20 protein-coding genes and 2 tRNA genes are annotated in these 24,544 nt (G+C 54.3%); 17 read left to right on the forward strand and 5 right to left on the reverse strand.

Annotated elements, in window-relative coordinates; translation table 11 throughout:
* The first annotated feature begins 27 nt into the window (after positions 1 to 27).
* Complete coding sequence (locus tag AAYN39_RS19255; protein WP_001682126.1) at positions 28 to 348, forward strand: hypothetical protein; 321 nt, start codon at positions 28 to 30, stop codon at positions 346 to 348.
* Positions 349 to 484: 136 nt separating this feature from the next.
* On the opposite strand, the gene mscM is transcribed toward AAYN39_RS19255, so the two are convergent.
* The 3 genes from mscM to rsgA form a co-directional block, all read right to left on the reverse strand.
* On the reverse strand, positions 485 to 3,811 hold the full coding sequence (mscM, locus tag AAYN39_RS19260; RefSeq protein WP_001236760.1) for a miniconductance mechanosensitive channel MscM: 3,327 nt from the start codon (positions 3,809 to 3,811) through the stop codon (positions 485 to 487).
* A gap of 18 nt (positions 3,812 to 3,829) precedes the next feature.
* Positions 3,830 to 4,798 (reverse strand): archaetidylserine decarboxylase, encoded by a 969-nt coding sequence (gene asd / locus AAYN39_RS19265; protein WP_000934955.1) that lies wholly within the window; start codon positions 4,796 to 4,798, stop codon positions 3,830 to 3,832.
* A gap of 91 nt (positions 4,799 to 4,889) precedes the next feature.
* A complete protein-coding gene (rsgA, locus tag AAYN39_RS19270; RefSeq protein ID WP_000041948.1) occupies positions 4,890 to 5,942 on the reverse strand; it encodes a small ribosomal subunit biogenesis GTPase RsgA in 1,053 nt (350 codons plus the stop codon).
* Between the two features lie 106 nt (positions 5,943 to 6,048).
* Between rsgA and orn the strand changes: the two genes are divergently transcribed.
* Entirely contained in the window at positions 6,049 to 6,594 is a 546-nt protein-coding gene (gene orn, locus AAYN39_RS19275) for an oligoribonuclease (protein WP_001271546.1), read from the forward strand.
* 61 nt (positions 6,595 to 6,655) lie between these two features.
* Here the strand turns inward: orn and AAYN39_RS19280 are convergent, their stop codons facing one another.
* The gene (locus AAYN39_RS19280) at positions 6,656 to 7,375 is read right to left on the reverse strand and encodes an arginine ABC transporter substrate-binding protein (RefSeq protein ID WP_000922806.1); all 720 of its coding nucleotides are present in this window, start codon (positions 7,373 to 7,375) and stop codon (positions 6,656 to 6,658) included.
* 295 nt (positions 7,376 to 7,670) lie between these two features.
* Here AAYN39_RS19280 and AAYN39_RS19285 point away from each other — a divergent pair.
* Positions 7,671 to 7,746, forward strand: a tRNA-Gly gene (locus tag AAYN39_RS19285).
* 156 nt (positions 7,747 to 7,902) lie between these two features.
* Positions 7,903 to 7,978, forward strand: a tRNA-Gly gene (locus AAYN39_RS19290).
* A gap of 269 nt (positions 7,979 to 8,247) precedes the next feature.
* Here the strand turns inward: AAYN39_RS19290 and queG are convergent.
* Complete coding sequence (gene queG / locus AAYN39_RS19295) at positions 8,248 to 9,387, reverse strand: tRNA epoxyqueuosine(34) reductase QueG (RefSeq protein WP_001682125.1); 1,140 nt, start codon at positions 9,385 to 9,387, stop codon at positions 8,248 to 8,250.
* Between queG and nnr the strand changes: the two genes are divergently transcribed.
* The 13 genes from nnr (at position 9,386) to rnr (ending at position 24,533) form a co-directional block, all read left to right on the forward strand.
* Positions 9,386 to 10,933, forward strand: a complete 1,548-nt coding sequence (gene nnr / locus AAYN39_RS19300; RefSeq protein WP_000968671.1) for a bifunctional ADP-dependent NAD(P)H-hydrate dehydratase/NAD(P)H-hydrate epimerase — start codon at positions 9,386 to 9,388, stop codon at positions 10,931 to 10,933. The genes queG and nnr overlap by 2 nt on opposite strands.
* Complete coding sequence (gene tsaE / locus AAYN39_RS19305; RefSeq protein ID WP_000981984.1) at positions 10,905 to 11,366, forward strand: tRNA (adenosine(37)-N6)-threonylcarbamoyltransferase complex ATPase subunit type 1 TsaE; 462 nt, start codon at positions 10,905 to 10,907, stop codon at positions 11,364 to 11,366. Before nnr ends, tsaE begins: the two co-directional genes overlap by 29 nt.
* Before the next feature lie 16 nt (positions 11,367 to 11,382).
* Positions 11,383 to 12,702: an N-acetylmuramoyl-L-alanine amidase AmiB gene (gene amiB / locus AAYN39_RS19310; protein WP_000640365.1), complete on the forward strand. Its 1,320-nt coding sequence runs from the start codon at positions 11,383 to 11,385 to the stop codon at positions 12,700 to 12,702.
* Positions 12,703 to 12,711: 9 nt separating this feature from the next.
* The gene (gene mutL, locus AAYN39_RS19315) at positions 12,712 to 14,568 is read left to right on the forward strand and encodes a DNA mismatch repair endonuclease MutL (RefSeq protein WP_001122547.1); all 1,857 of its coding nucleotides are present in this window, start codon (positions 12,712 to 12,714) and stop codon (positions 14,566 to 14,568) included.
* On the forward strand, positions 14,561 to 15,511 hold the full coding sequence (gene miaA / locus AAYN39_RS19320; RefSeq protein WP_001000739.1) for a tRNA (adenosine(37)-N6)-dimethylallyltransferase MiaA: 951 nt from the start codon (positions 14,561 to 14,563) through the stop codon (positions 15,509 to 15,511). Before mutL ends, miaA begins: the two co-directional genes overlap by 8 nt.
* An 82-nt stretch (positions 15,512 to 15,593) precedes the next feature.
* Entirely contained in the window at positions 15,594 to 15,902 is a 309-nt protein-coding gene (gene hfq, locus AAYN39_RS19325; protein ID WP_001051875.1) for an RNA chaperone Hfq, read from the forward strand.
* A 71-nt stretch (positions 15,903 to 15,973) separates the two neighbouring features.
* On the forward strand, positions 15,974 to 17,254 hold the full coding sequence (gene hflX, locus AAYN39_RS19330; protein ID WP_000460344.1) for a ribosome rescue GTPase HflX: 1,281 nt from the start codon (positions 15,974 to 15,976) through the stop codon (positions 17,252 to 17,254).
* 214 nt (positions 17,255 to 17,468) lie between these two features.
* The gene (gene hflK, locus AAYN39_RS19335) at positions 17,469 to 18,728 is read left to right on the forward strand and encodes an FtsH protease activity modulator HflK (protein ID WP_000312504.1); all 1,260 of its coding nucleotides are present in this window, start codon (positions 17,469 to 17,471) and stop codon (positions 18,726 to 18,728) included.
* Between the two features lie 2 nt (positions 18,729 to 18,730).
* Positions 18,731 to 19,735 carry a protease modulator HflC gene (hflC, locus tag AAYN39_RS19340; protein WP_001232417.1) on the forward strand — a complete coding sequence of 335 codons (1,005 nt, stop codon included), beginning with the start codon at positions 18,731 to 18,733 and terminating at the stop codon, positions 19,733 to 19,735.
* A 78-nt stretch (positions 19,736 to 19,813) separates the two neighbouring features.
* A complete protein-coding gene (locus tag AAYN39_RS19345; protein ID WP_001089290.1) occupies positions 19,814 to 20,011 on the forward strand; it encodes a DUF2065 family protein in 198 nt (65 codons plus the stop codon).
* Positions 20,012 to 20,113: 102 nt separating this feature from the next.
* Positions 20,114 to 21,412, forward strand: coding sequence for an adenylosuccinate synthase (gene purA, locus AAYN39_RS19350; protein WP_000527972.1), 1,299 nt, complete (start codon positions 20,114 to 20,116; stop codon positions 21,410 to 21,412).
* Positions 21,413 to 21,631: 219 nt separating this feature from the next.
* A complete protein-coding gene (nsrR, locus tag AAYN39_RS19355) occupies positions 21,632 to 22,057 on the forward strand; it encodes a nitric oxide-sensing transcriptional repressor NsrR (RefSeq protein WP_001177630.1) in 426 nt (141 codons plus the stop codon).
* A gap of 37 nt (positions 22,058 to 22,094) precedes the next feature.
* Positions 22,095 to 24,533, forward strand: a complete 2,439-nt coding sequence (gene rnr / locus AAYN39_RS19360) for a ribonuclease R (RefSeq protein ID WP_000076357.1) — start codon at positions 22,095 to 22,097, stop codon at positions 24,531 to 24,533.
* Positions 24,534 to 24,544 lie beyond the last annotated feature (11 nt).

A 24,544-nucleotide genomic window follows, 5' to 3' on the forward strand; every position in this document is an offset into this window, starting at 1 on the left:
GGCGTTTATTGCCCTATGGAGAACGTGATGAATGATAGTTCGAGAGACCCGATTATCACGGAAGATGAGATTAGGGCACTCAATTTTACTCCGGAAGATATCCTTGAAATAGAAAAGGTTATTCTTTCTTCCGTTCATGTTGCACGTCGAAAGGTTGCGATGGTAGTAGGAATGACTATTGGCACGTTAAGGGATCGCGATGAGGATAAGTGGAAACATGTGTCGGATATTTATTGCGCGTATGTTGTAAGATGCCTCGTATTTCGCGGAGAACTGGTGGGTTACGGCGATTTATTCCGAATGCGCTATAGCGAAATTAACCTGCCTGTTGCCGATCTGGACGCATAATAAGTCCGAAAATGTCTGTGAGTTGCGATGAAATGCCCGATGGCGCAAGCTTATCGGGCCTACAGATTAATTGTCGGCCCGTAGGCCGGATAAGACCCGACGGGGCGCATCCGGCATTTCTTGCCGGGATCATGCGCTACAAACTCCCCGCCGGGCGGCTGGTTTTACCCGCTGACGTTAACGTTCTCCCCGTTTGTTTACCGCCGAGACTCTCCAGACGCATCTGGAACGGCGGGAACGGCATATCAATACCGTGCTCGCGGAAGCCAGCCAGAATCAATTGGTGGATCTCATGGCGTAATGGCATACGGTGTCCCATTTCCGCGGCATAGATACGCAGTTCAAAAATTTGAATACCCTGCTGGAGATCCACCAGAAAGATTTCAGGCGGCGGGTTATCAAGCACCAAAGAACAGCGCTGCGCCGCCGTCAGCAGAATTTGCGTCACCTCTTCGCTATTGGCATCCGCCGGCGCCGGGATGGTTAACACCACGCGCGTAACGGAGTCAGACAGCGACCAGTTGATAAACTGTTCGGTGATAAAGGCTTTATTCGGCACGATAATCTCTTTACGATCCCAGTCGCTGATGGTGGTGGCGCGGGTATTGATTTTGGTCACGCTGCCGGTGAGATCGCGAATGGTCACCGTATCGCCGATACGAATCGGCTTTTCAAACAAAATAATCAGGCCGGAGATAAAGTTAGCGAAAATTTCTTGCAGGCCAAAACCAAGCCCAACGCCGAGCGCGGCAACCAGCCATTGTAGCTTCGACCACTCAATGCCGATCATCGAGAAACCGACCAGCCCGCCAATCAGCATTAACAGATATTTGGTGATGGTCGTGATGGCGTAACCGGTACCTGGCGTTAAATCGAGATGCTGTAATAACGCCAGCTCCAGCAGCGCAGGCAGATTACGCACCAACTGCGTGGTGATGATAAAGACCAGAATCGCAATGAGCACCGCCCCCAGGGTAATCGGCTCCAGACTTTCCACGCCTTGCACCGTAGAGGTGACATCCCACAGCGAAATATTCTCCAGGAAGCCGAATGCCGAGTGGATTTCCGACCACAGTACAATTACCGATAGCAGGGCGATAAGCATCAGAATTGAGCGAACCAGACGCAGCGACTGAGCGCTAATAGCGTCAAGATCGATTTCACTTTCATCGATGTCGACCGCGCCTTCCAGGCTGGAGGAGTGCGCCGGTTCTTCTTCGCCGCGCGCGCGCTGCGCCAGCATTTCCGCCCGACGATGTTTGGCGCGGTCAAAAGCCAGTCGGCGTCGTTGGATCAGCATCCAGCGGCGAATGACGTGATAAATGACCAGCAACAGGAACCAGATGGCGACCGAGGTTTCCAGTCTCGCCAGTAGCGCCTGCGCCGTGGCCAGATAACCCACCGCCGCCGCCAGAATCGCGATAAGCGGCGCGCCCATCAACATATTCCACAACAGGCTGTTGACCATGTTGTCGCCGTTGCCTTCTTTATCAAGATAGAGCGGGATGCCCGCTTTTTTCAGACTCAGCGTGACCAGCGCCAGCGCGCCGCATATCAGGATGAAGCAAAGGCGGCCCAACGAGCCGGAAAACTCCCGATCGTTAAGATTATCAAACATGATCACTGCCATAATGAGCGGCACGATCAGCCCAATGCTCATCAGGTAGTAGCGCATCGCTTTCGCTACCCGGTTTCGCGGCCAGCCGAAATGCGCCACAAACAGACCATTAGGGCGGGCAAAAGCGGCGCAAATCATGACTACCCACAACAGCGGTACTGTCGCCGTCACGCCATCGCCGATGGCGACGGCCAGCGGATACGGCCAGGCTTCCTGTAGACCATAGCCGAGCGTCGCCCACAAGACGGGCAGCGGCGAGGCGACCAGAATCGACCAGAACACCGTTCGCAGCGTCAGCGAGAAGTGATCCTGGGTGACTTTCCCGACGCGCGAGGCCGAGCGCTCAAGGAACCGGTTGAAGTGTTGGCGTGAATAGAGGCTAAACCCGACCAGCGCCAGCGCGCCGAATAACGGCAGTAGCGTCTCTTTGCTGGTCAGCATCATGATGCTGGCTTTACCTAACTGATTAAACGTATCTAATGAGATAAGCCGACGTAAATCCTGAACCAAATCAACAGGCCAGGAGAGCGATAGCGGGCTAACGTCAGCGGTCCAGAACAGATAACGGTGGGTCGCTTCATTAACCTCTTTAAGCGCATCCTCCAGTTGGCTGTTGGAGACTTTCAGTTTGGTCAACTCCAGGATCAGCGTGTCGCCGCCCTGTAACAAAGAGTTGAGCAGCTCGCGCTGAGTGCGAAGCTGGGCGTCAAGAATCTGGTTTTGCTCGGCGGTCAGTGGTTGTCCATTGGCCTGACGTATTTGCCGTAGCTGCGGTTGCTTATTGAGTAATTCTTCATAGCGCATACGGTGAACGCGTAGCTGCGCCATTTCCGTATCAAGCTGCTGCGGCTTAGGCATCTCTGGCAGACGGGCGACCTGCGCGCGCAGCGCTTCGCCAAGCATGTTGGACACGCCAAGCCATTGCGACTGCTCCCGCAGCGTATTGAGCGCCTGACGCACCTGTAACGTTTGGCTGGTGGCCTGTCGCTGCTGCGAGGCGACCAGATCCATCCGCTGCGCTTGTTGATTGAGCGCCTGTGACAGCCCGCGGTTGACTTTAAATTGTTCGACGATGCCTTCCGGCAAACCGGCGCTGTTTTCCGCCAGCAGCTCAGTGCTTTCCAGCGCGCGTTCCGCTTCACGTTGACGCAGGCTGTTGAGCTGATTGCGCAGCGCCTGAAGATACGCATCCAATTGCTGACTCTGTTTTTCCGCCAGCTCGGAACGCAGACGAGCCAGTTCCTGCCGGTTGTTGGCGGACAGTTGCGCCAACTCCAGTTCGTCGACTAACGCTTTTAGTTTGGCGGACTCCGCCTGCATACTGAGACTTTGCGCCTGGCTAAGCGCGGCACTTCCGCCTGCGGCGCCGAGTCGTCGCTCAATCTCATTAAGCTGGCGGCGGGCGTCGTTTTGCTGTTGGGGAAGCTGGCTGAGCGAGTCGGCGATCTCCCTGACGCGCTCCTGCTCCTGTTGCGCCTCGCGGGTTTTATCCAGTAGCTGGCTGCTAACCTGCAAGATCTCCTGATTTAACGCTTCGGTGGACATCTCTGGCGGTACGCTGCGAGGTTCATCGCGCAGATTATTCAACTGGGCGCGCAAGGTGGCGGATAGCTTAGGGAAATTATCAATAACGTGTTGATATTGTTTCGCGCGCTCAAGCGAGCCTTTTCGCTCTTCAAGCGCGTTTAACGCAGTCTGGAGCGCCTCAACGGCTTCCGGCTGAGCGGGTTTCGCCGCTTTTGCCTGCTCCAGTTCCTGCGTGATTTGTTTGGCGTCGGGGGCCGTTGCGGCGAACGCCCCCGTGCTGAGGCACCAGGCCATCAGAAAAGCGATAATCAGGCGCACGTCAGCATTCTCTCTTGATTAGGTGTCGTCTTTTTTATTGTCAACCAGCGGGCTGGCGTCGTGTTCAGCTTTAATTTCTTCTGCCGGCAGCGGAGCAGGTTCCACCTCCGGCGCGACGAATGTTTCGGTCGACGTCGCCAGCGGTTGGCCAATTTTGGTAACGGACAGGCTTGCCAGCGACGCGATCAGATTCACTTTCCCCGGCGCAAATAAGTTGATGACCGTGGAACCCAGTTTAAAGCGCCCCATCTCCTGGCCTTTCAACAAGGCGACAGACCCTTCATGTTCGCCTTCTGGCCAGGTCCAGCGCTTGATGATGCCTTCGCGCGGCGGGGTAATGGTCCCCGCCCAGACGGTTTCGATACTGCCGACAATAGTTGCGCCGACCAGAATCTGCGCCATAGGCCCGAACTCGGTATCAAACAGACAGATAACGCGCTCGTTGCGGGCAAACAGGTTGGGGACGTTTTGCGCGGTCAGATAGTTAACGGAGAACAGATCGCCCGGCACGTAGATCATTTCGCGCAGGATGCCGTTGCATGGCATATGCACGCGATGGTAGTCGCGAGGGGAGAGGTAAGTGGTCACAAACGTGCCGTTGCGGAACTTATCCGCCATCAGGTAGTTACCCGCCAGCAACGCTTCAAGGCTGTAATTATGGCCTTTGGCCTGCAAAATTTTATCTTCTTCGATACGACCCAACTGGCTTATCACGCCGTCGGCAGGCATCACCAGGATGTTAGGATCGGTATTGAGCGGACGCACGTCATCACGCAGCGGACGAACAAAGAAATCATTGAACGTACGATAGCTGGCGGTATCCGGTTTTTGCGCCTCGGTCATATCGACTTTGTAATACTTTACGAAGAGATCGATAACCAGTTTTGTCAGCCATCCTGCTCGTTTGCTTGCGCCCCAGCCCGCCAGGCGAGTGAGCCATAGTTTCGGCAGAATGTATTGTAGCGAAAGTTTAAATGAGTTTAACAAGGTAGCCTCCAGGCCATTGTTGTTCCTGAACCGGCAGTTATACCGGTATCCTGAAAAAAGGGGACGATTCTAACGACGCCTAGCGTATCTGTCAGTCGTCCGTATCAGAAAAGTTTTTACGCGTTTTTACCTGCGCCATACTTTCAAGAATTCGGTGATAATTTTCGAAACGGGTTTCCGCAATAGCGCCGTTCTCTACCGCCTCGCGAATGGCGCAGCCTGGATCGGCGTCATGCTTGCAGTCCCGGTATTTACAATGTCCCAAATAGTCATGAAATTCGACAAAGCCCTGGGTGATTTGTTCCGGCTCCAGATGCCATAAGCCGAACTCGCGCACGCCGGGGGAATCAATGACATCGCCGCCATGCGGGAAATGATACAGACGAGCAGCGGTAGTGGTATGTTGACCCAGACCGGAGACATTCGACACATCGTTCGTCAGAATCTCGTTCTGTAAGCCGAGCAGAGCGTTTAGCAGACTGGATTTTCCGACGCCGGACTGCCCGGCAAAAATACTGATGCGACCGGTTAACGCTTCTTCCAGCGGTTTCAGACCATCCTGCGTATGGCTGGAGACCATCAGCACGCGATAGCCGATATTGCGGTAGATATTCATCTGCTCATTAACGAAGTCCATACCTTCGTCGTCCAGCAGATCAATTTTATTGAGTACGATAAGCGGCTCAACCTGTAGGGTTTCACAGCCGACCAGATAGCGATCGATGATATTCAGCGACAGCTCCGGCAAAATCGCGGAGACAATAACGATTTGGTCAATGTTGGCGGCAATAGGCTTCACGCCGTCGTAGAAGTCCGGGCGCGTCAATACCGAGGTGCGCTCATGCACCGCTTCAACGATGCCTTTTACGTTGACGCCCTCTGCGGCGGCTTTGCCCGGACGCCAGACGACGCGATCGCCCGTCACCAGCGAACGGATAGTGCGGCGGATATTGCAGCGGTGAACCTCGCCGTCAGCAGACTCCACATCGGCATGCATACCAAAACGGCTAATGACGATACCTTCTGCAGGCTCGCCAAACAGGTTGTCATCGTAGTCGGCTTTCTCCGCGGACGTTTTTAAACGACGCTGGTGATTGGCGTTCACACGGCGCTGCTGGCCTTTGGAGAGTTTATTTTTGCTCAATCGTACTGGCTCCTGGTCGCCCATAGTGGGCAAAACATCTATGATACACGCAATTGTAGATGAATATAGTCACAGTGAATGTGACCTCTGAAGGGTGGAAAATAGCATGAGTGCCGATGAAAACAACCTGATTTGGATCGATCTGGAGATGACAGGTCTGGACCCCGAACGCGATCGCATTATTGAGATAGCCACGCTAGTGACGGATGCCAGCCTGAACATTCTGGCGGAAGGGCCGACGATTGCGGTACATCAATCCGATGCGCAACTGGCGTTAATGGATGACTGGAACGTGCGCACCCATACCGGTAGCGGCCTGGTAGATCGCGTTAAAGCAAGTACGATGGGCGAACGAGACGCTGAACTGGCGACGATTGAATTTCTGAAAACGTGGGTGCCTGCGGGTAAGTCGCCGATTTGCGGTAACAGCATCGGTCAGGATCGTCGTTTTCTGTTTAAATATATGCCGGAACTGGAGGCTTACTTCCACTATCGCTATCTGGATGTCAGTACGCTCAAGGAACTGGCGCGCCGCTGGAAGCCGGAGATTCTGGCCGGCTTTACCAAGCAGGGCACGCACCAGGCGATGGATGATATTCGCGAGTCGGTGGCGGAGCTGGCTTACTACCGCGAGCATTTCATTAAGCTGTGAGGCGTAACATGCCGGATGGCAACGCCAGAGCGTCTCATCCGGCAGCTCTCCCGCCACTGAATTACTGCGTAAACCATTTCTCCTGCATTTGCGCATATTCCGGCGACGCTTTCACCTTGTCGAGCGCGGCATTAATTTCTTGCAATAGCGCGTCGTTGCCTTTGCGTACCGCAATGCCTAACCCTTTTCCGTAGTAGTCAGGATCGCTGGCGCGTTCATCCATGATGGCGTAATCCGGATTGTTTTTTAGCCACTTACCAATCGCGGCGACATCGCCAAACACGCCCTCAAGACGGTTATTTTTCAGATCGGTAAAAGCGTTTAGATAGCTGTCATAGGCGACAGGCGTGATAGCTTGTTGTTTATCCTGCAAATAGCGCTGATGCGTTGTACCGTTTTCCAGTCCGACTTTTTTGCCTTTCAGATCGGCAAAAGTGTGATAAGCCCCTTTACGCGTGACGACTACCGCCGATAAACCTTCGTAATAGGGTTGGCTAAAGGAGACCTGCTGCTCACGTTTGGGCGTCATATCCATACCGGCGATCACCGCATCAAACTTTTTGAAACGTAGGCCGGGGATCAGACTATCAAAGCTCTGGTTAGTGAATGAGCACTCCGCTTGCATCTCTTTGCAGACCGCGTTGGCGACATCAATATCGAAACCAACAATTTTATTATCGGCATCGACAAACTCATAGGGCGCATAGGTGGCGGAGGTGCCAAAATGTAATGTTCTGGCGGAAACGGAAGCAGCGTGAACGGAGAGGCTGGCTAACAGCATGACAATAAGTTTTTTTTCATCTTGATCCCTGATATCAATTGGATGTTGTGGTCACCGTGCTATTCTTTTTTTGGCGCAGGGTGCTATTCTGATTCTGTGCCTTTAGGCGTGGCGTGAAAAGTTTTTTGTTGCATAGCGCACGCTTTGCTCGTTTTTTGTCTTGTTTGGTGATTTAATCAGCATTCAAACAAAAATCGCGAAAAAATGCGTTCAGGGGCTTGCAGCTAAATGGATTTCTCGTATAATGCGCCTCCCGTAACGACGCAGAAATGCGAATTACGACAGCAACAAATTTGCGGGAATAGCTCAGTTGGTAGAGCACGACCTTGCCAAGGTCGGGGTCGCGAGTTCGAGTCTCGTTTCCCGCTCCAAAATTTGAAAGTACTTGTTAAGTACAAACCACCAATCGCAGGATTTCGAATTGCGACAAGGCGGCAACTGAATGAGTCCTCAGGAGCTTACTGAAGTAAGTGACTCAGGCGAGTGAAGGCAGCCAAGGCAGTAGCGGTTCGAAAGACGAAGATTATGCGGGAATAGCTCAGTTGGTAGAGCACGACCTTGCCAAGGTCGGGGTCGCGAGTTCGAGTCTCGTTTCCCGCTCCAATTCTTATCTACAGTAAAATTATCCACAACGAATATCGCGTTGGGGCACGTTTTGTTCCGCTTTCGTCAGATCCTTGTAAACAGACTTATCCACAGGACGGCCCATTACTCCTGGAATGCAAAAAATTATACCTGACGCGTAGAATTTCTATAATTTACTGAAAAATATAGAAAAAATAAGATTTCAAAACGTTAGCGTTATTGTCTGTTCCTTTTTTCCCTCTTGAATCGCAATGTGTTTTTATTTTTATACACAGCCTGTGAATAATTCAGGCATCGCGCACCAGCCCTTTTTCAATCACCCTGACCAGACGCTGTTTTTTCGGTAGCTGCACTTCAATGATGCAGGCGTTCCGCTTTTCAATTTGTTGCGCAATCGCCCATTCGATATTCTCATCAAGAAGTGGATGCTCACCCTTGCGGCTTTCCAACGCCGTAATGACGGCATTACTCCACGGCGCATTCCCCAGCGCAACGGCAACATTGCGCAGCCAGCGTAAATGGCCAATGCGCCGAATCGCAGAACCTTCAGTGACTTTCAGAAACTGCGCTTCGCTCCAGCTAAACAACTCAAGCAAATCTGGGTTATGCAGCGCCTTGCGTGGGCTAAAATCTGCTTCGTCGGTCAACTGAGAGTAACGATTCCACGGACAGATAAGCTGGCAGTCATCGCAGCCGTAAATACGGTTACCTATCAGTGGGCGAAATGCTTCCGGAATAGCGCCTTCCAGCTCAATGGTGAGATAAGAAATACAGCGCCGCGCGTCCACCGTATACGGTTCGACAATCGCCCCGGTCGGGCAAATGGTCATACAGGCGACGCATTTGCCGCAACCTTCCTCGACCGGCTGGTCGACCGGCAGCGGTAAATCAATCAGCAATTCCCCCAGGAAAAAGAATGAGCCCGCCTCCCGATTAAGGATAAGTGAGTGCTTACCCGTCCAGCCAAGTCCGGCTTTTTCCGCTAATGGGCGTTCAAGAATAGGCGCAGAGTCGACAAACGGTCTAAAATTCAGCGAACCGCAGTACTGCTGGATCTGCTCGCCCAGTTTTTTAAGACGGCTGCGTAACAGCTTGTGATAATCACGCCCCAGCGCATATCGGCTAACGTAGCCCAGCGTGGGATCCTTCAACGTACTGGCAAACGCGGCGTTGGCGGGCAGATAGTTCATGCGCACGCTGATGACACGTAGCGTACCGGGTAAGAGTTCATGAGGCCGGGCGCGCATCATACCGTGGCGCGCCATCCATGCCATCTCGCCGTGGTATTGTTTGTCCAGCCACGCCTGCAGCGCAGGTTCGGATGCGCGCAGATCGGTATCAGTAATACCGACCTGCTGAAAGCCCAGCTCCAGCCCCCACTGCTTAATATTTTGCGCTAACTGATTGAGATCGAGGGGCTTTGACATGATGGACCATAACATGAAGAAAAACCCTGTAAGTATACCACACTCCATTTGGCCCGCCGATGACATCAAACGGCTGGAACGCGATGCGGCGGATGCCTTCGGACTCACACTCTATGAATTGATGCTGCGCGCTGGCGACGCGGCATTTCGGGTAGCCCGTGACAGTTACCCTGACGCCCGACACTGGCTGGTGTTGTGTGGTCATGGCAACAACGGCGGCGATGGTTACGTCGTGGCGCGACTAGCGCAAGCGGCGGGCATTAGCGTAACGTTGCTGGCGCAGGAGAGCGACAAACCGTTACCTGAAGAAGCGGCGCAGGCGCGCGATGCCTGGCTGAATGCCGGCGGCATTATCCATGCTGCCGATATTATCTGGCCGGAAGCGACGGATCTGATTATCGACGCGCTGCTTGGCACCGGCATAGCCCAGGAGCCGCGCGATCCGGTAGCCGGTCTGATTGAACAGGCGAACGCCCATCCTGCGCCGGTTGTCGCCGTCGATATCCCGTCAGGCCTGCTGGCGCAAACGGGCACCACGCCTGGCGCGGTGATAAGCGCCGCGCATACGGTCACGTTTATCGCCCTGAAACCAGGCCTGCTGACCGGCAAAGCGCGTGACGTTACCGGCATATTGCATTATGACGCGTTGGGGCTGGAAGGCTGGCTGGCGAGCCAGACGCCGCCGCTCCGGCGTTTTGACGCGACGCAGTTGGGGCAATGGTTAACGCCGCGTCGACCGACCTCGTATAAGGGCGATCATGGTCGTCTGGCGATTATCGGCGGCGATCAGGGAACAGCGGGTGCAATTCGGATGGCTGGCGAGGCGGCGCTGCGTACGGGGGCTGGGTTGGTCAGAGTACTGACTCGCGGTGAAAACATCGCGTCGTTGCTGACGGCCCGCCCGGAACTGATGGTACATGAACTCACGCCTCAGTCGCTGGAAGAGAGCCTGACCTGGGCTGACGTTGTGGTGATCGGCCCGGGGCTTGGACAGCAGGAATGGGGCAAAAAAGCCTTACAGAAAGTAGAAAACGTCCGTAAACCTATGCTGTGGGATGCGGATGCGTTGAACCTACTGGCAATCAATCCTGATAAACGTCACAATCGCGTGATTACGCCGCATCCGGGAGAGGCGGCCCGCCTGTTAGGATGTTCTGTGGCAGAAATTGAAAGTGATCGCTTACTTTCAGCACAGCGTCTGGTAAAACGGTATGGAGGCGTGGTCGTGTTAAAAGGCGCAGGAACGATTATTGCCGCTGAACACCACCCTCTGGCTATCATTGACGCTGGTAATGCGGGGATGGCGAGCGGCGGGATGGGCGATGTCCTGTCCGGCATCATCGGCGCATTGCTCGGACAGAAGTTTACCCCGTATGATGCGGCATGTGTGGGATGTGTGGCTCACGGCGCGGCGGCGGACTTACTGGCAGCGCGTTATGGCGCTCGCGGCATGTTGGCGACCGATCTTTTTACTACGCTGCGGCGTATTGTTAACCCTGATGTGATTGACGTAAACCATGATGAATCGAGTAATTCCGCTACCTGACGAACAGGCGACGCTAGACCTGGGGCAACGGGTAGCCAACGCCTGTGATGGCGCGACCGTTATTTATCTGTATGGCGATTTAGGTGCCGGTAAAACGACGTTTAGCCGGGGATTTTTACAGGCGTTAGGCCATAACGGTAATGTAAAAAGCCCCACCTATACGCTGGTAGAGCCTTATGCGCTTGATAACATGATGGTATATCACTTCGACTTATACCGTCTTGCGGACCCGGAGGAGCTGGAGTTTATGGGCATTCGCGATTATTTCGCCAACGACGCCATTTGTCTGGTGGAGTGGCCGCAACAAGGTAAAGGCGTTCTCCCCGACCCGGACGTCGAAATCCATATTGATTACCAGGCGCAGGGGCGTGAGGCTCGCGTAAGCGCGGTATCCTCATCGGGTCATTCGTTACTGGCGCGTTTAGCCGATTAGCTATAAAGGTGGCGGGATGATTTATCGCATCAAAAATGCCGTAATAGCAGCCTTAATCCTGCTGTGCGCGCAGGCGGGCGCCGCCAGTCTCTCTGATATTCAGGTGTCCAACGGCGAGCAGCAGGCGCGCATTACGCTGAGTTTTATCGGCGAGCCGGAATATGCTTACTCACAGGACGGTAAACGGACCGTGGCGCTGGATATCAGGCAGACCGGCGTGATTCAGGGGCTGCCGCTTCAGTTTAGCGGTAACAATCTGGTAAAAACGATCCGTGCCGGAACGCCGAAAGATGCGCAATCTTTACGGCTGCTTGTCGATCTGACGGAAAATGGTAAAACCGAGGCGGTGAAGCGGCAAAACGGCGGCAACTATACGGTCATTTTCACCATTAATGCCGATGTTCCGCCGCCGCCACCGCCTGTCGTCGCGAAACGGGTTGAAAGCGCGCCCCGCCCGACGGAGCCTGCCCGTAATCCGTTTAAATCTTCTGATGATCGCCTGACCGGCGTAACCAGCAGCAACACCGTTACGCGGCCTGCGGCGCGCGCGTCGGCAGGCGCTGGCGATAAAGTGGTGATTGCTATTGATGCCGGACATGGAGGCCAGGACCCCGGTGCGATAGGCCCGGGCGGTACGCGCGAGAAAAATGTCACCATCGCCATCGCGCGTAAGTTACGCACATTGCTGAATAACGATCCGATGTTTAAAGGCGTGCTGACGCGTGACGGCGACTATTTTATTTCGGTGATGGGGCGGTCTGATGTGGCGCGTAAGCAAAACGCCAACTTCCTTGTCTCTATTCATGCGGATGCCGCGCCAAATCGCGACGCCACCGGCGCCTCCGTCTGGGTATTGTCCAATCGTCGCGCGAATAGCGAAATGGCAAACTGGCTTGAGCAGCATGAGAAGCAATCCGAACTGTTAGGCGGCGCTGGCGATGTGCTGACGAACAGTCAGTCAGACCCTTACCTGAGCCAGGCGGTACTGGATTTGCAATTCGGTCATTCGCAGCGGGTAGGGTATGATGTGGCGACGAACGTACTAAGCCAACTCGACGGCGTGGGGTCGCTGCATAAACGTCGCCCGGAACACGCGAGCCTGGGCGTGCTGCGTTCGCCGGATATCCCGTCCATTTTGGTGGAGACGGGTTTTATCAGTAATCACGGCGAAGAACGATTGCTGGCGAGCGACCGCTATCAGCAGCAGATTGCTGACGCTATATACCGGGGGTTGCGTAAGTACTTTGCAGCGCATCCGATCCAGTCTGCGCCGCAGGGCAGCCCAGGCCAGACGGCCAGTACCAACCAGCCTGGCGCTATAACCGCCGCGAATTAAGGAGATTTCATGCCGATTCAGGTTCTGCCGCCGCAGCTTGCGAACCAAATCGCCGCTGGCGAAGTGGTGGAACGCCCTGCGTCGGTTGTTAAAGAGCTGGTAGAGAATAGTCTGGATGCAGGCGCCACCCGCGTTGATATCGACATCGAGCGTGGCGGCGCGAAGCTTATTCGTATTCGCGACAATGGCTGCGGCATTAAAAAAGAGGAGCTGGCGCTGGCGCTGGCCCGTCATGCCACCAGTAAAATCGCCTCGCTTGACGATCTGGAAGCGATTATCAGTCTGGGATTTCGCGGCGAAGCGCTGGCGAGTATCAGTTCGGTCTCGCGTTTGACGCTAACGTCGCGCACGGCGGAGCAGGCGGAAGCCTGGCAGGCGTATGCGGAAGGGCGCGACATGGACGTGACGGTAAAACCCGCCGCGCACCCGGTCGGCACCACCCTGGAAGTTCTGGATCTCTTTTATAATACGCCCGCCCGGCGCAAATTCATGCGTACCGAAAAAACGGAATTTAATCACATCGATGAGATCATCCGTCGTATTGCATTGGCCCGTTTTGACGTCACGCTTAACCTGTCGCACAACGGCAAATTGGTACGGCAGTATCGCGCTGTCGCAAAGGACGGGCAAAAAGAGCGCCGGTTAGGCGCCATCTGCGGCACGCCGTTTCTCGAACAGGCACTGGCGATCGAGTGGCAGCATGGCGATCTGACCCTGCGCGGCTGGGTCGCCGATCCGAATCACACCACCACGGCGTTAACGGAGATCCAGTACTGCTATGTGAATGGCCGCATGATGCGCGACCGCTTGATCAACCATGCCATTCGCCAGGCCTGTGAAGATAAACTGGGCGCGGACCAACAGCCTGCGTTTGTGTTGTATCTGGAGATTGACCCGCATCAGGTGGATGTCAATGTTCATCCCGCCAAGCACGAAGTGCGTTTTCATCAATCGCGGCTGGTGCACGACTTCATCTATCAAGGGGTGCTGAGCGTTCTACAACAGCAGACGGAAACGACGCTGCCGCTGGAGGAGATTGCGCCAGCGCCGCGGCATGTCCCGGAAAACCGTATCGCCGCCGGGCGCAACCATTTTGCTGTACCCGCCGAGCCAACTGCGGCGCGCGAGCCCGCGACACCGCGTTATTCCGACGGCGCATCGGGCGGTAACGGCGGGCGTCAGTCCGCAGGTGGTTGGCCGCACGCGCAGCCAGGCTATCAGAAGCAGCAGGGCGAGGTTTATCGCACGCTTTTACAGACGCCGACGACGAGCCCCGCGCCGGAGCCGGTTGCGCCTGCGCTTGACGGACATAGCCAGAGTTTTGGTCGCGTACTGACGATAGTCGGCGGTGACTGCGCGTTGCTGGAACACGCGGGGACTATCCAGCTCTTGTCGCTGCCGGTTGCGGAGCGTTGGCTGCGTCAGGCGCAGCTTACACCGGGTCAAAGTCCGGTTTGCGCGCAGCCGTTGCTGATTCCGCTGCGTTTAAAAGTGAGCGCCGATGAAAAAGCCGCGCTGCAAAAAGCCCAATCTTTGTTGGGAGAATTGGGTATTGAATTTCAGTCAGATGCGCAGCATGTGACCATTCGGGCGGTGCCTTTACCCTTACGACAACAAAATTTACAAATCTTGATTCCTGAACTGATAGGCTACCTGGCGCAACAGACCACATTTGCAACGGTCAATATTGCACAATGGATAGCGCGTAATGTGCAGAGCGAACATCCGCAGTGGTCGATGGCGCAGGCCATATCGCTGCTGGCGGATGTTGAGCGGCTATGTCCGCAGCTGGTAAAAGCGCCGCCGGGTGGCCTGTTACAACCTGTTGATTTACATTCGGCGATGAACGCCCTGAAGCATGAATGATGTAAGCAAGGTGAGCCTGCCTAAGGCGATATTTTTGATGGGGCCGACGGCCTCCGGCAAAACGGCGCTGGCGATAGAACTGCGTAAAGTTTTGCCAGTAGAGTTGATAAGCGTTGATTCCGCCCTCATTTATCGGGGAATGGATATTGGCACGGCTAAGCCGAATGCCGATGAGCTGAAAGCGGCGCCGCATCGACTGCTGGATATACGCGACCCGTCGCAGGCGTATTCGGCGGCGGATTTTCGCCGCGACGCGTTAGCGCAAATGGCGGAGATCACCGCTGCGGGGCGTATCCCGCTGTTAGTGGGCGGTACCATGCTGTATTTTAAGGCATTGCTGGAAGGGTTATCGCCGCTGCCTTCAGCAGATCCGGAAGTCAGATCCCGGATAGAGCAGCAAGCAGCGGAGCTTGGATGGGAGGCGTTGCATCAGCAACTTCAGGAGATAGATCCGGTTGCCGCCGCGCGAATTCATCCAAATGATCCGCAAAGACTTTCCCGGGCACTGGAAGTTTTTTTCATTTCGGGTAAAACTTTAACGGAGCTAACGCAAACGTCAGGAGACGCGCTACCGTACCAGGTGCATCAGTTCGCTATCGCCCCAGCGAGCCGTGAACTGCTCCATCAGCGCATTGAACTGCGTTTTCATCAGATGTTGGCTTCAGGTTTTGAAGCAGAAGTCCGGGCGCTTTTTGCCCGAGGAGATTTGCATACGGACTTGCCTTCCATCCGTTGTGTGGGATACCGCCAGATGTGGTCATACATTGAGGGCGAAATCTCATATGATGAAATGGTTTATAGAGGTGTTTGCTCCACGAGACAGTTGGCGAAGCGCCAGATGACCTGGTTGCGCGGTTGGGAAGGGGTGCGCTGGCTTGACAGTGAGAATCCCGATCGGGCGCGAAAAGAAGTATTACAGGTTGTTGGTGCTATCGCAGACTGAATGTGTACAATTGAGACGTATCGTGCGCAATTTTTCAGAATCGAAAGGTTCAAAGTACAAATAAGCATATAAGGAAAAGAGAATGGCTAAGGGGCAATCTTTACAAGATCCGTTCCTGAACGCATTGCGTCGGGAACGTGTTCCAGTTTCTATTTATTTGGTGAATGGTATTAAGCTGCAAGGTCAAATCGAGTCCTTTGATCAGTTCGTGATCCTGTTGAAAAACACGGTCAGCCAGATGGTTTATAAGCACGCGATTTCTACTGTTGTCCCGTCTCGCCCGGTTTCCCATCACAGCAACAATGCCGGTGGCGGCGCCAGCAATAACTACCATCACGGTAGCAACGCGCAGGGTTCTACTGCGCAACAGGACAGCGAAGAGACTGAATAAGTTCACGCGCTGTTTATCCATGTCGGGGGCGTCGGATAATCGCCCCCGCTGGTTATTAAGAGGGTTTACGCTTGTTTGACCGTTATGATGCCGGTGAGCAGGCGGTACTGGTACACATCTATTTTTCGCAAGACAAAGATATGGAAGACCTCCAGGAGTTTGAATCTCTGGTCTCTTCCGCCGGTGTCGAAGCAATGCAGGTGATTACCGGTAGCCGTAAAGCACCGCACCCGAAGTACTTTGTAGGTGAAGGTAAGGCAGTTGAAATTGCGGAAGCCGTGAAAGCGACTGGCGCAGCGGTCGTATTGTTTGATCATGCATTGAGTCCAGCCCAGGAGCGAAACCTGGAGCGTTTGTGCGAGTGCCGGGTTATCGATCGCACCGGTCTTATCTTAGATATTTTTGCCCAACGTGCGCGTACCCATGAAGGTAAGTTGCAGGTTGAGCTGGCGCAGCTACGCCATCTGGCTACGCGTCTGGTGCGTGGCTGGACCCACCTTGAACGTCAGAAAGGCGGGATTGGTTTGCGCGGTCCGGGTGAAACCCAGCTCGAAACCGACCGTCGTTTACTGCGTAATCGCATTGTGCAGATTCAGTCGCGCCTGGAGAAAGTTGAGAAGCAACGTGAGCAGGGGCGGCAGTCGCGCATCAAGGCCGACGTTCCGACGGTATCGCTGGTGGGCTATACCAACGCCGGAAAATCCACCCTTTTTAATCAGATCACTGAAGCGCGGGTCTATGCGGCAGATCAGCTATTTGCGACGCTGGACCCCACGTTACGTCGTATTGATGTAGCGGATGTCGGTGAAACCGTTCTGGCGGATACGGTAGGCTTTATCCGCCATTTACCGTACGATCTGGTGGCTGCCTTTAAAGCTACCCTGCAGGAGACGCGTCAGGCGACGCTGCTGCTGCATGTGGTCGATGCGGCGGATGTTCGTGTGCAGGAAAACATCGAGGCGGTAAACACCGTTCTTGAAGAGATTGACGCTCACGAAATCCCCACCTTAATGGTGATGAACAAAATCGATATGCTGGACGACTTTGAACCGCGTATCGACAGAGATGAAGAGAATAAACCCATCCGCGTTTGGCTTTCAGCGCAAAGCGGCGTGGGAATACCACAGCTTTTTCAGGCTTTGACGGAGCGTCTTTCCGGCGAGGTGGCGCAGCATACGCTGCGTTTGCTGCCGCAGGAAGGGCGTCTGAGAAGCCGGTTTTATCAGCTTCAGGCAATAGAAAAAGAGTGGATGGAGGAAGACGGTAGCGTCAGTCTGCAGGTACGAATGCCGATTGTCGACTGGCGTCGCCTCTGTAAACAAGAACCAGCGTTGATCGAATACGTGATCTAGACGCGAAGTCATTCAGGTCGTATTGAAGCGGTAGCTGAGAGAATTTCAGGAGCTCACAACGAAGTGACCTGGGGTAAAAAAGCCGCCACTCAAGGCGTAGCCTGAAAGATGATGTCTGTAACGGCGGTTCGTCTGAAGCATGGAGTAATTTCGCCTTATCCTCTGAGGTCGAAAGACAACGGGGATCACCGCATAACAAATATGGAGCACAAACATGGCGTGGAATCAGCCCGGTAATAACGGACAGGACCGCGACCCGTGGGGAAGCAGCAAACCTGGCAGCAACTCTGGGGGAAATGGAAACAAAGGTGGCCGCGATCAGGGACCTCCCGATCTGGATGATATCTTCCGTAAGCTGAGTAAAAAACTCGGTGGTTTTGGGGGCGGTAAAGGCACCGGTTCCGGCGGCGGTAGCTCATCGCAAGGCCCGCGTCCGCAACTGGGAGGCCGTATTGTCGCCATCGCCGCGGCGGCAGTAGTCATTATCTGGGCGGCCAGCGGTTTTTATACCATTAAAGAAGCCGAGCGCGGCGTTGTGACGCGTTTTGGTAAATTCAGCCATCTGGTAGAGCCAGGTCTGAACTGGAAGCCGACATTTATTGACGACGTCACGCCGGTGAACGTCGAAGCGGTGCGCGAACTGGCGGCGTCAGGCGTGATGCTGACGTCTGATGAAAACGTCGTGCGCGTTGAAATGAACGTGCAATACCGCGTCACCGATCCGCAGAAATATCTGTTTAGCGTGACCAGCCCGGACGATAGCCTGCGTCAGGCCACCGACAGCGCGTTGCGTGGCGTCATTGGTAAATACACGATGGATCGCATTCTGACCGAAGGTCGTACCGTTATTCGTAGCGATACCCAACGCGAGCTGGAAGAGACTATCAAACCGTACAACATGGGGATTACCCTGCTGGACGTGAACTTCCAGGCTGCGCGTCCGCCGGAAGAGATGAAAGCCGCCTTTGACGACGCGATTGCCGCACGTGAAAACGAGCAGCAGTACATTCGTGAAGCGGAAGCGTATACCAACGAAGTTCAGCCGCGCGCCAACGGTCAGGCGCAGCGTATTCTGGAAGAGGCACGTGCCTATAAAACCCAGACTATCCTGGAAGCGCAGGGTGAAGTCGCCCGGTTTGCGAAGATTTTGCCAGAATATAAAGCCGCGCCGCAGATTACGCGCGAGCGTCTGTATATTGAAACGATGGAAAAAGTGCTGAGCCATACCCGTAAAGTACTGGTTAACGACAAGAGCGGTAATTTAATGGTGCTGCCGTTAGATCAGATGCTGAAAGGCGGGAATGCGCCGGCGGCAAAGAGCGACAATAGCGCCAGCAACCTGCTGCGCCTGCCGCCGTCCACAAAGTCTAACGCCAGCGGAGCAAGCAACACGTCGTCCTCAAATCAGGGCGATATTATGGACCAACGCCGCGCGAATGCGCAGCGTAACGACTACCAGCGTCAGGGGGAATAACGATGCGTAAGTCAGTTATTGCGATTATCATCATCGTGCTGGTAGTGCTCTACATGTCCGTCTTTGTGGTCAAAGAGGGCGAGCGCGGCATTACGCTGCGTTTTGGTAAAGTTCTGCGTGACGATGAGAACAAACCGCTGGTTTACGCGCCGGGTCTGCACTTTAAGATCCCGTTTATTGAATCAGTGAAAATGCTTGATGCGCGTATCCAGACGATGGATAACCAGGCCGATCGCTTTGTGACTAAAGAGAAGAAAGACCTGATTGTCGACTCCTACATCAAATGGCGTATCAGCGACTTTAGCCGTTACTATCTGGCGACCGGCGGCGGCGATATTTCGCAAGCCGAAGTGCTGTTAAAACGTAAGTTCTCGGACCGTTTGCGTTCTGAGATTGGTCGCCTGGACGTAAAAGACATCGTGACCGATTCTCGTGGTCGTCTGACTCTGGAAGTGCGCGACGCGCTGAACTCCGGTTCAGCCGGCACTGATGATGAAGTGGCGACCCCGGCGGCGGATGACGCGATTGCCGAAGCGGCGGAACGCGTCACGGCGGAAACCAAAGGTAAAGTACCGGTCATCAACCCGAACAGTATGGCGGCGTTGGGTATCGAAGTGGTCGATGTGCGTATTAAGCAGATCAACCTGCCGACCGAGGTTTCTGAGGCGATTTACAACCGTATGCGCGCCGAGCGTGAAGCGGTCGCGCGTCGTCATCGCTCACAAGGTCAGGAAGAAGCGGAAAAACTGCGTGCGGCTGCTGACTATGAGGTGACGAAAACTCTGGCGGAAGCCGAGCGTCAGGGGCGTATCATGCGTGGTGAAGGTGATGCTGAAGCCGCGAAGCTGTTTGCCGACGCGTTCAGCCAGGACCCTGATTTCTACGCGTTCATTCGTAGTCTGCGCGCTTACGAGAAGAGCTTCGAAGGTAATCAGGACGTGATGGTACTGAGCCCGGACAGCGATTTCTTCCGCTACATGAAGACACCGAGTTCGACGACACGCTAAAATAGCGTCAGCGGTTTTAGACCAGCAAAACCACCGCATCCAAAGGATGCCGGTGGTTTTCTTTTATAAGGGCGATAAATGAATTCAACAATCTGGTTGGCGCTTGCTCTGGTATTAGTCCTCGAAGGGCTGGGACCGATGCTGTATCCCGGCGCATGGAAAAAAATGGTTTCGGCACTGGCGCAACTGCCGGAAAATGTTTTACGTCGTTTTGGCGGCGGACTTGTGGTCGCGGGAGTTGTGGTCTACTACATGTTGAGGAAAACGATTGGCTGAGCAAAAAGTGGTCGGATTTGCCGCAGATTGAGTGCAAAAAGTGCTGTATATCTGAAAAAGCGATGGTAGAATCCATTTTTAAGCAAACGGTGATTTTGAAAAATGGGTAACAACGTCGTCGTACTGGGCACCCAATGGGGTGACGAAGGTAAAGGAAAGATCGTCGATCTTCTGACTGAACGGGCTAAATATGTTGTACGCTACCAGGGCGGTCACAACGCAGGCCATACTCTCGTAATCAACGGTGAAAAAACCGTTCTCCATCTTATTCCATCAGGTATTCTTCGCGAGAATGTAACCAGCATCATCGGTAACGGTGTTGTGCTGTCTCCGAGCGCGCTGATGAAAGAGATGAAAGAACTGGAAGACCGTGGCATCCCCGTTCGTGAGCGTCTGCTGCTGTCTGAAGCCTGTCCGCTGATCCTTGATTATCACGTTGCGCTGGATAACGCGCGTGAGAAAGCGCGTGGCGCGAAAGCGATCGGCACCACCGGTCGTGGAATCGGGCCTGCTTATGAAGATAAAGTGGCACGTCGCGGTCTGCGTGTTGGTGACCTTTTCGACAAAGAAACCTTTGCTGAAAAACTGAAAGAAGTGATGGAATATCACAACTTCCAGTTGGTTAACTACTACAAAGCTGAAGCGGTTGATTACCAGAAAGTTCTGGATGATACGATGGCTGTTGCCGACATCCTGACTTCTATGGTTGTTGACGTTTCAGACCTGCTCGACCAGGCGCGTCAGCGTGGCGATTTCGTCATGTTTGAAGGTGCGCAGGGTACCCTGCTGGATATCGACCACGGTACTTATCCGTACGTAACTTCTTCTAACACCACTGCGGGTGGCGTGGCGACCGGTTCCGGCCTGGGCCCGCGTTATGTTGATTACGTTCTGGGTATCCTCAAAGCTTACTCCACTCGTGTAGGTGCAGGTCCGTTCCCGACCGAACTGTTTGATGAAACCGGCGAGTTCCTCTGCAAGCAGGGTAACGAATACGGCGCCACTACCGGCCGTCGTCGTCGTACCGGCTGGCTGGACACCGTTGCCGTTCGTCGTGCGGTACAGCTGAACTCCCTGTCTGGCTTCTGCCTGACCAAACTGGACGTGCTGGATGGCCTGAAAGAGGTGAAACTCTGCGTGGCTTACCGTATGCCGGATGGTCGCGAAGTGACTACCACTCCGCTGGCAGCTGACGACTGGAAAGGTGTAGAGCCGATTTACGAAACCATGCCGGGCTGGTCTGAATCCACCTTCGGCGTGAAAGATCGTAGCGGCCTGCCGCAGGCGGCGCTGAACTACATCAAACGTATCGAAGAACTGACCGGCGTGCCGATTGATATTATTTCTACCGGCCCCGATCGTACTGAGACGATGATTCTGCGCGATCCGTTCGACGCGTAATTGATGGATGATGCCCGGTAACGCTACGCTTACCGGGTCTATGATGAGTACGCATTTGTTGGCCGGATAAGATGCTTTGCATCATCCTTCGGCTCAAATGCGTCATTGTTCCCCGCTTTTTTCCTTCCTGAACCGAAATAAATTAGCAGCCTGACAGGTGGCTGGTTTATCATCAATACAGATAAGTTATATCCCGTTTTCCCTTTTCCTGAGGTTGATGTGCAGTTAACGAGTTTCACCGATTACGGCTTACGTGCGCTAATCTATATGGCGTCGTTACCAGATGGACGAATGACCAGCATTTCTGAGGTGACAGAAGTCTACGACGTGTCCCGTAATCATATGGTCAAAATTATCAATCAGCTTAGCCGGGCGGGCTTTGTCACCGCCGTTCGGGGAAAAAATGGCGGTATCCGCCTGGGTAAACCGGCTAATACTATTTGTATTGGCGATGTGGTGCGTGAGCTGGAACCCTTATCACTGGTCAACTGTAGCAGCGAATTTTGCCACATCACCCCTGCCTGTCGTCTGAAACAGGCGCTTTCTAAGGCCGTGCAGAGTTTTCTCAAGGAGCTGGATAACTACACGCTTGCCGATTTGGTTGAAGAGAATCAACCGCTTTATAAATTATTACTGGTGGAGTGAAGTAAACTTCATTAGAGATGACAATGGAGGAACCTCAATGTCACAAGATCCTTTCCAGGAACGCGAAGCAGAAAAATACGCGAATCCTATCCCGAGCCGGGAATTTATCCTCGAACATTTAACGAAACGTGAAAAACCGGCCAGTCGCGAAGAACTGGCCGTAGAACTGAATATTGAAGGCGAAGAGCAGCTTGAAGCCTTGCGTCGCCGCCTGCGCGCGATGGAGCGCGATGGACAACTGGTCTTTACCCGCCGCCAGTGCTATGCGCTGCCGGAACGCCTCGACCTGCTGAAAGGCACCGTGATCGGTCATCGTGATGGTTACGGTTTCTTACGTGTCGAAGGCCGCAAAGACGATCTGTATCTTTCCAGCGAGCAGATGAAAACCTGTATTCATGGCGATCAGGTGCTGGCGCAGCCGCTGGGCGCCGATCGTAAAGGTCGCCGCGAAGCGCGTATCGTCCGTGTACTGGTACCGAAAACCAGTCAGATAGTCGGGCGTTATTTCACCGATGCGGGCGTCGGCTTTGTGGTGCCGGACGACAGCCGTCTCAGCTTCGACATTCTTATCCCGCCAGAAGACGTCATGGGCGCGCGGATGGGGTTCGTGGTCGTGGTTGAACTGACCCAACGTCCAACTCGCCGTACTAAAGCGGTAGGGAAAATCGTCGAAGTGCTGGGCGACAATATGGGTACCGGTATGGCGGTTGATATGGCGCTGCGTACCCATGAAATACCCTACATCTGGCCGCAGGCGGTAGAGCAGCAGGTCGCCGGGCTGAAAGAAGAGGTGCCGGAAGAGGCGAAAGTCGGTCGTGTCGATCTGCGCGATTTGCCGCTGGTCACGATTGATGGCGAAGATGCCCGTGACTTTGACGACGCGGTTTACTGTGAGAAAAAACGCGGCGGCGGCTGGCGTTTGTGGGTCGCTATTGCTGACGTGAGCTATTATGTACGGCCGCCAACGCCGTTGGATCGCGAGGCGCGCAATCGCGGCACGTCGGTTTACTTCCCGTCACAGGTTGTCCCAATGTTGCCGGAGGTGCTCTCCAACGGCCTGTGTTCGCTAAACCCGCAGGTTGACAGGCTGTGTATGGTCTGTGAAATGACCATCTCGGCGAAAGGTCGGCTGACCGGCTACAAATTCTATGAAGCGGTGATGAGCTCCCATGCGCGTCTGACCTATACCAAAGTCTGGCATATGCTGCAGGGCGATCAGGATCTGCGTGAACAATATGCGCCGCTGGTGAAGCATATTGAAGAGCTGCACAACCTCTACAAAGTGCTGGATAAAGCGCGTGAAGAACGCGGGGGGATCTCGTTTGAGAGCGAAGAGGCGAAGTTTATCTTTAACGCCGAGCGTCGCATTGAGCGTATCGAACAGACCCAGCGTAATGACGCGCATAAGCTTATCGAAGAGTGCATGATCATGGCGAATATCTCGGCGGCGCGCTTTGTCGAAAAAGCTAAAGAGCCGGCGTTATTCCGTATTCATGATAAGCCCACCACCGAAGCGATCACCTCATTCCGCTCCGTACTGGCGGAGCTGGGGTTGGAGCTGCCGGGCGGAAATAAACCGGAACCGCGCGATTATGCCGAACTGCTTGAATCGATTGCCGACAGGCCGGACGCCGAAATGCTGCAAACTATGCTGCTGCGTTCAATGAAGCAGGCGATTTACGATCCGGAAAACCGCGGGCACTTTGGCCTGGCGTTGCAGTCTTATGCGCACTTTACCTCGCCGATTCGCCGCTATCCGGATCTTTCTTTGCACCGCGCCATTAAGTACCTGCTGGCTAAAGAGCAAGGGAACAAGGGCAACACCACAGAAACGGGCGGTTATCACTACTCGATGGAAGAGATGTTGCAGCTCGGCCAGCACTGTTCGATGGCGGAACGCCGCGCTGATGAAGCGACGCGTGATGTCTCCGACTGGCTGAAATGTGACTTTATGCTGGATCAGGTAGGCAACGTCTTTAAGGGCGTGATTGCCAGCGTCACCGGTTTCGGCTTCTTTGTCCGTCTTGATGAACTGTTTATCGATGGGCTGGTACACGTTTCCTCACTGGATAACGATTACTATCGCTTCGATCAGGTAGGGCAACGTCTGATTGGCGAATCCGGCGGGCAGACATATCGCCTGGGCGACCGGGTCGAGGTACGCGTCGAAGCGGTGAATATGGACGAACGGAAAATTGACTTTAGCTTGATTTCCAGCGAGCGCGCACCGCGTAACGTCGGCAAAACGGCGCGTGAAAAAGCGAAAAAAGGTGAAAGTAAAAACGCCGGTAAACGTCGTCAGGTAGGTAAAAAGGTTAACTTCGAGCCTGATAGCGCCTTCCGCGGCGAGAAAAAAGCGAAGCCGAAAGCAGCGAAGAAAGACGCGAGAAAAGCAAAAAAGCCATCGGCTAAAACGCAGAAAATAGCCGCAGCGACCAAAGCGAAGCGTGCGGCGAAGAAAAAAGCGGCAGAGTGAGCAATACCCTC

The organism is Salmonella sp. K21076 (genome assembly GCF_039650795.1).
GTDB classification, from domain to species: Bacteria; Pseudomonadota; Gammaproteobacteria; order Enterobacterales; family Enterobacteriaceae; genus Salmonella; species Salmonella enterica.

Coding starts and splice junctions, on each gene's coding strand:
- AAYN39_RS19255 (WP_001682126.1), top strand. CDS start 28: ATGAATGATAGTTCGAGAGACCCGATTATCACGGAAGATGAGATTAGG.
- orn (WP_001271546.1), top strand. CDS start 6,049: ATGAGTGCCGATGAAAACAACCTGATTTGGATCGATCTGGAGATGACA.
- AAYN39_RS19280 (WP_000922806.1), bottom strand. CDS start 7,375: ATGCTGTTAGCCAGCCTCTCCGTTCACGCTGCTTCCGTTTCCGCCAGA.
- nnr (WP_000968671.1), top strand. CDS start 9,386: ATGATGGACCATAACATGAAGAAAAACCCTGTAAGTATACCACACTCC.
- queG (WP_001682125.1), bottom strand. CDS start 9,387: ATGTCAAAGCCCCTCGATCTCAATCAGTTAGCGCAAAATATTAAGCAG.
- tsaE (WP_000981984.1), top strand. CDS start 10,905: ATGATGAATCGAGTAATTCCGCTACCTGACGAACAGGCGACGCTAGAC.
- amiB (WP_000640365.1), top strand. CDS start 11,383: ATGATTTATCGCATCAAAAATGCCGTAATAGCAGCCTTAATCCTGCTG.
- mutL (WP_001122547.1), top strand. CDS start 12,712: ATGCCGATTCAGGTTCTGCCGCCGCAGCTTGCGAACCAAATCGCCGCT.
- miaA (WP_001000739.1), top strand. CDS start 14,561: ATGAATGATGTAAGCAAGGTGAGCCTGCCTAAGGCGATATTTTTGATG.
- hfq (WP_001051875.1), top strand. CDS start 15,594: ATGGCTAAGGGGCAATCTTTACAAGATCCGTTCCTGAACGCATTGCGT.
- hflK (WP_000312504.1), top strand. CDS start 17,469: ATGGCGTGGAATCAGCCCGGTAATAACGGACAGGACCGCGACCCGTGG.
- hflC (WP_001232417.1), top strand. CDS start 18,731: ATGCGTAAGTCAGTTATTGCGATTATCATCATCGTGCTGGTAGTGCTC.
- AAYN39_RS19345 (WP_001089290.1), top strand. CDS start 19,814: ATGAATTCAACAATCTGGTTGGCGCTTGCTCTGGTATTAGTCCTCGAA.
- purA (WP_000527972.1), top strand. CDS start 20,114: ATGGGTAACAACGTCGTCGTACTGGGCACCCAATGGGGTGACGAAGGT.
- rnr (WP_000076357.1), top strand. CDS start 22,095: ATGTCACAAGATCCTTTCCAGGAACGCGAAGCAGAAAAATACGCGAAT.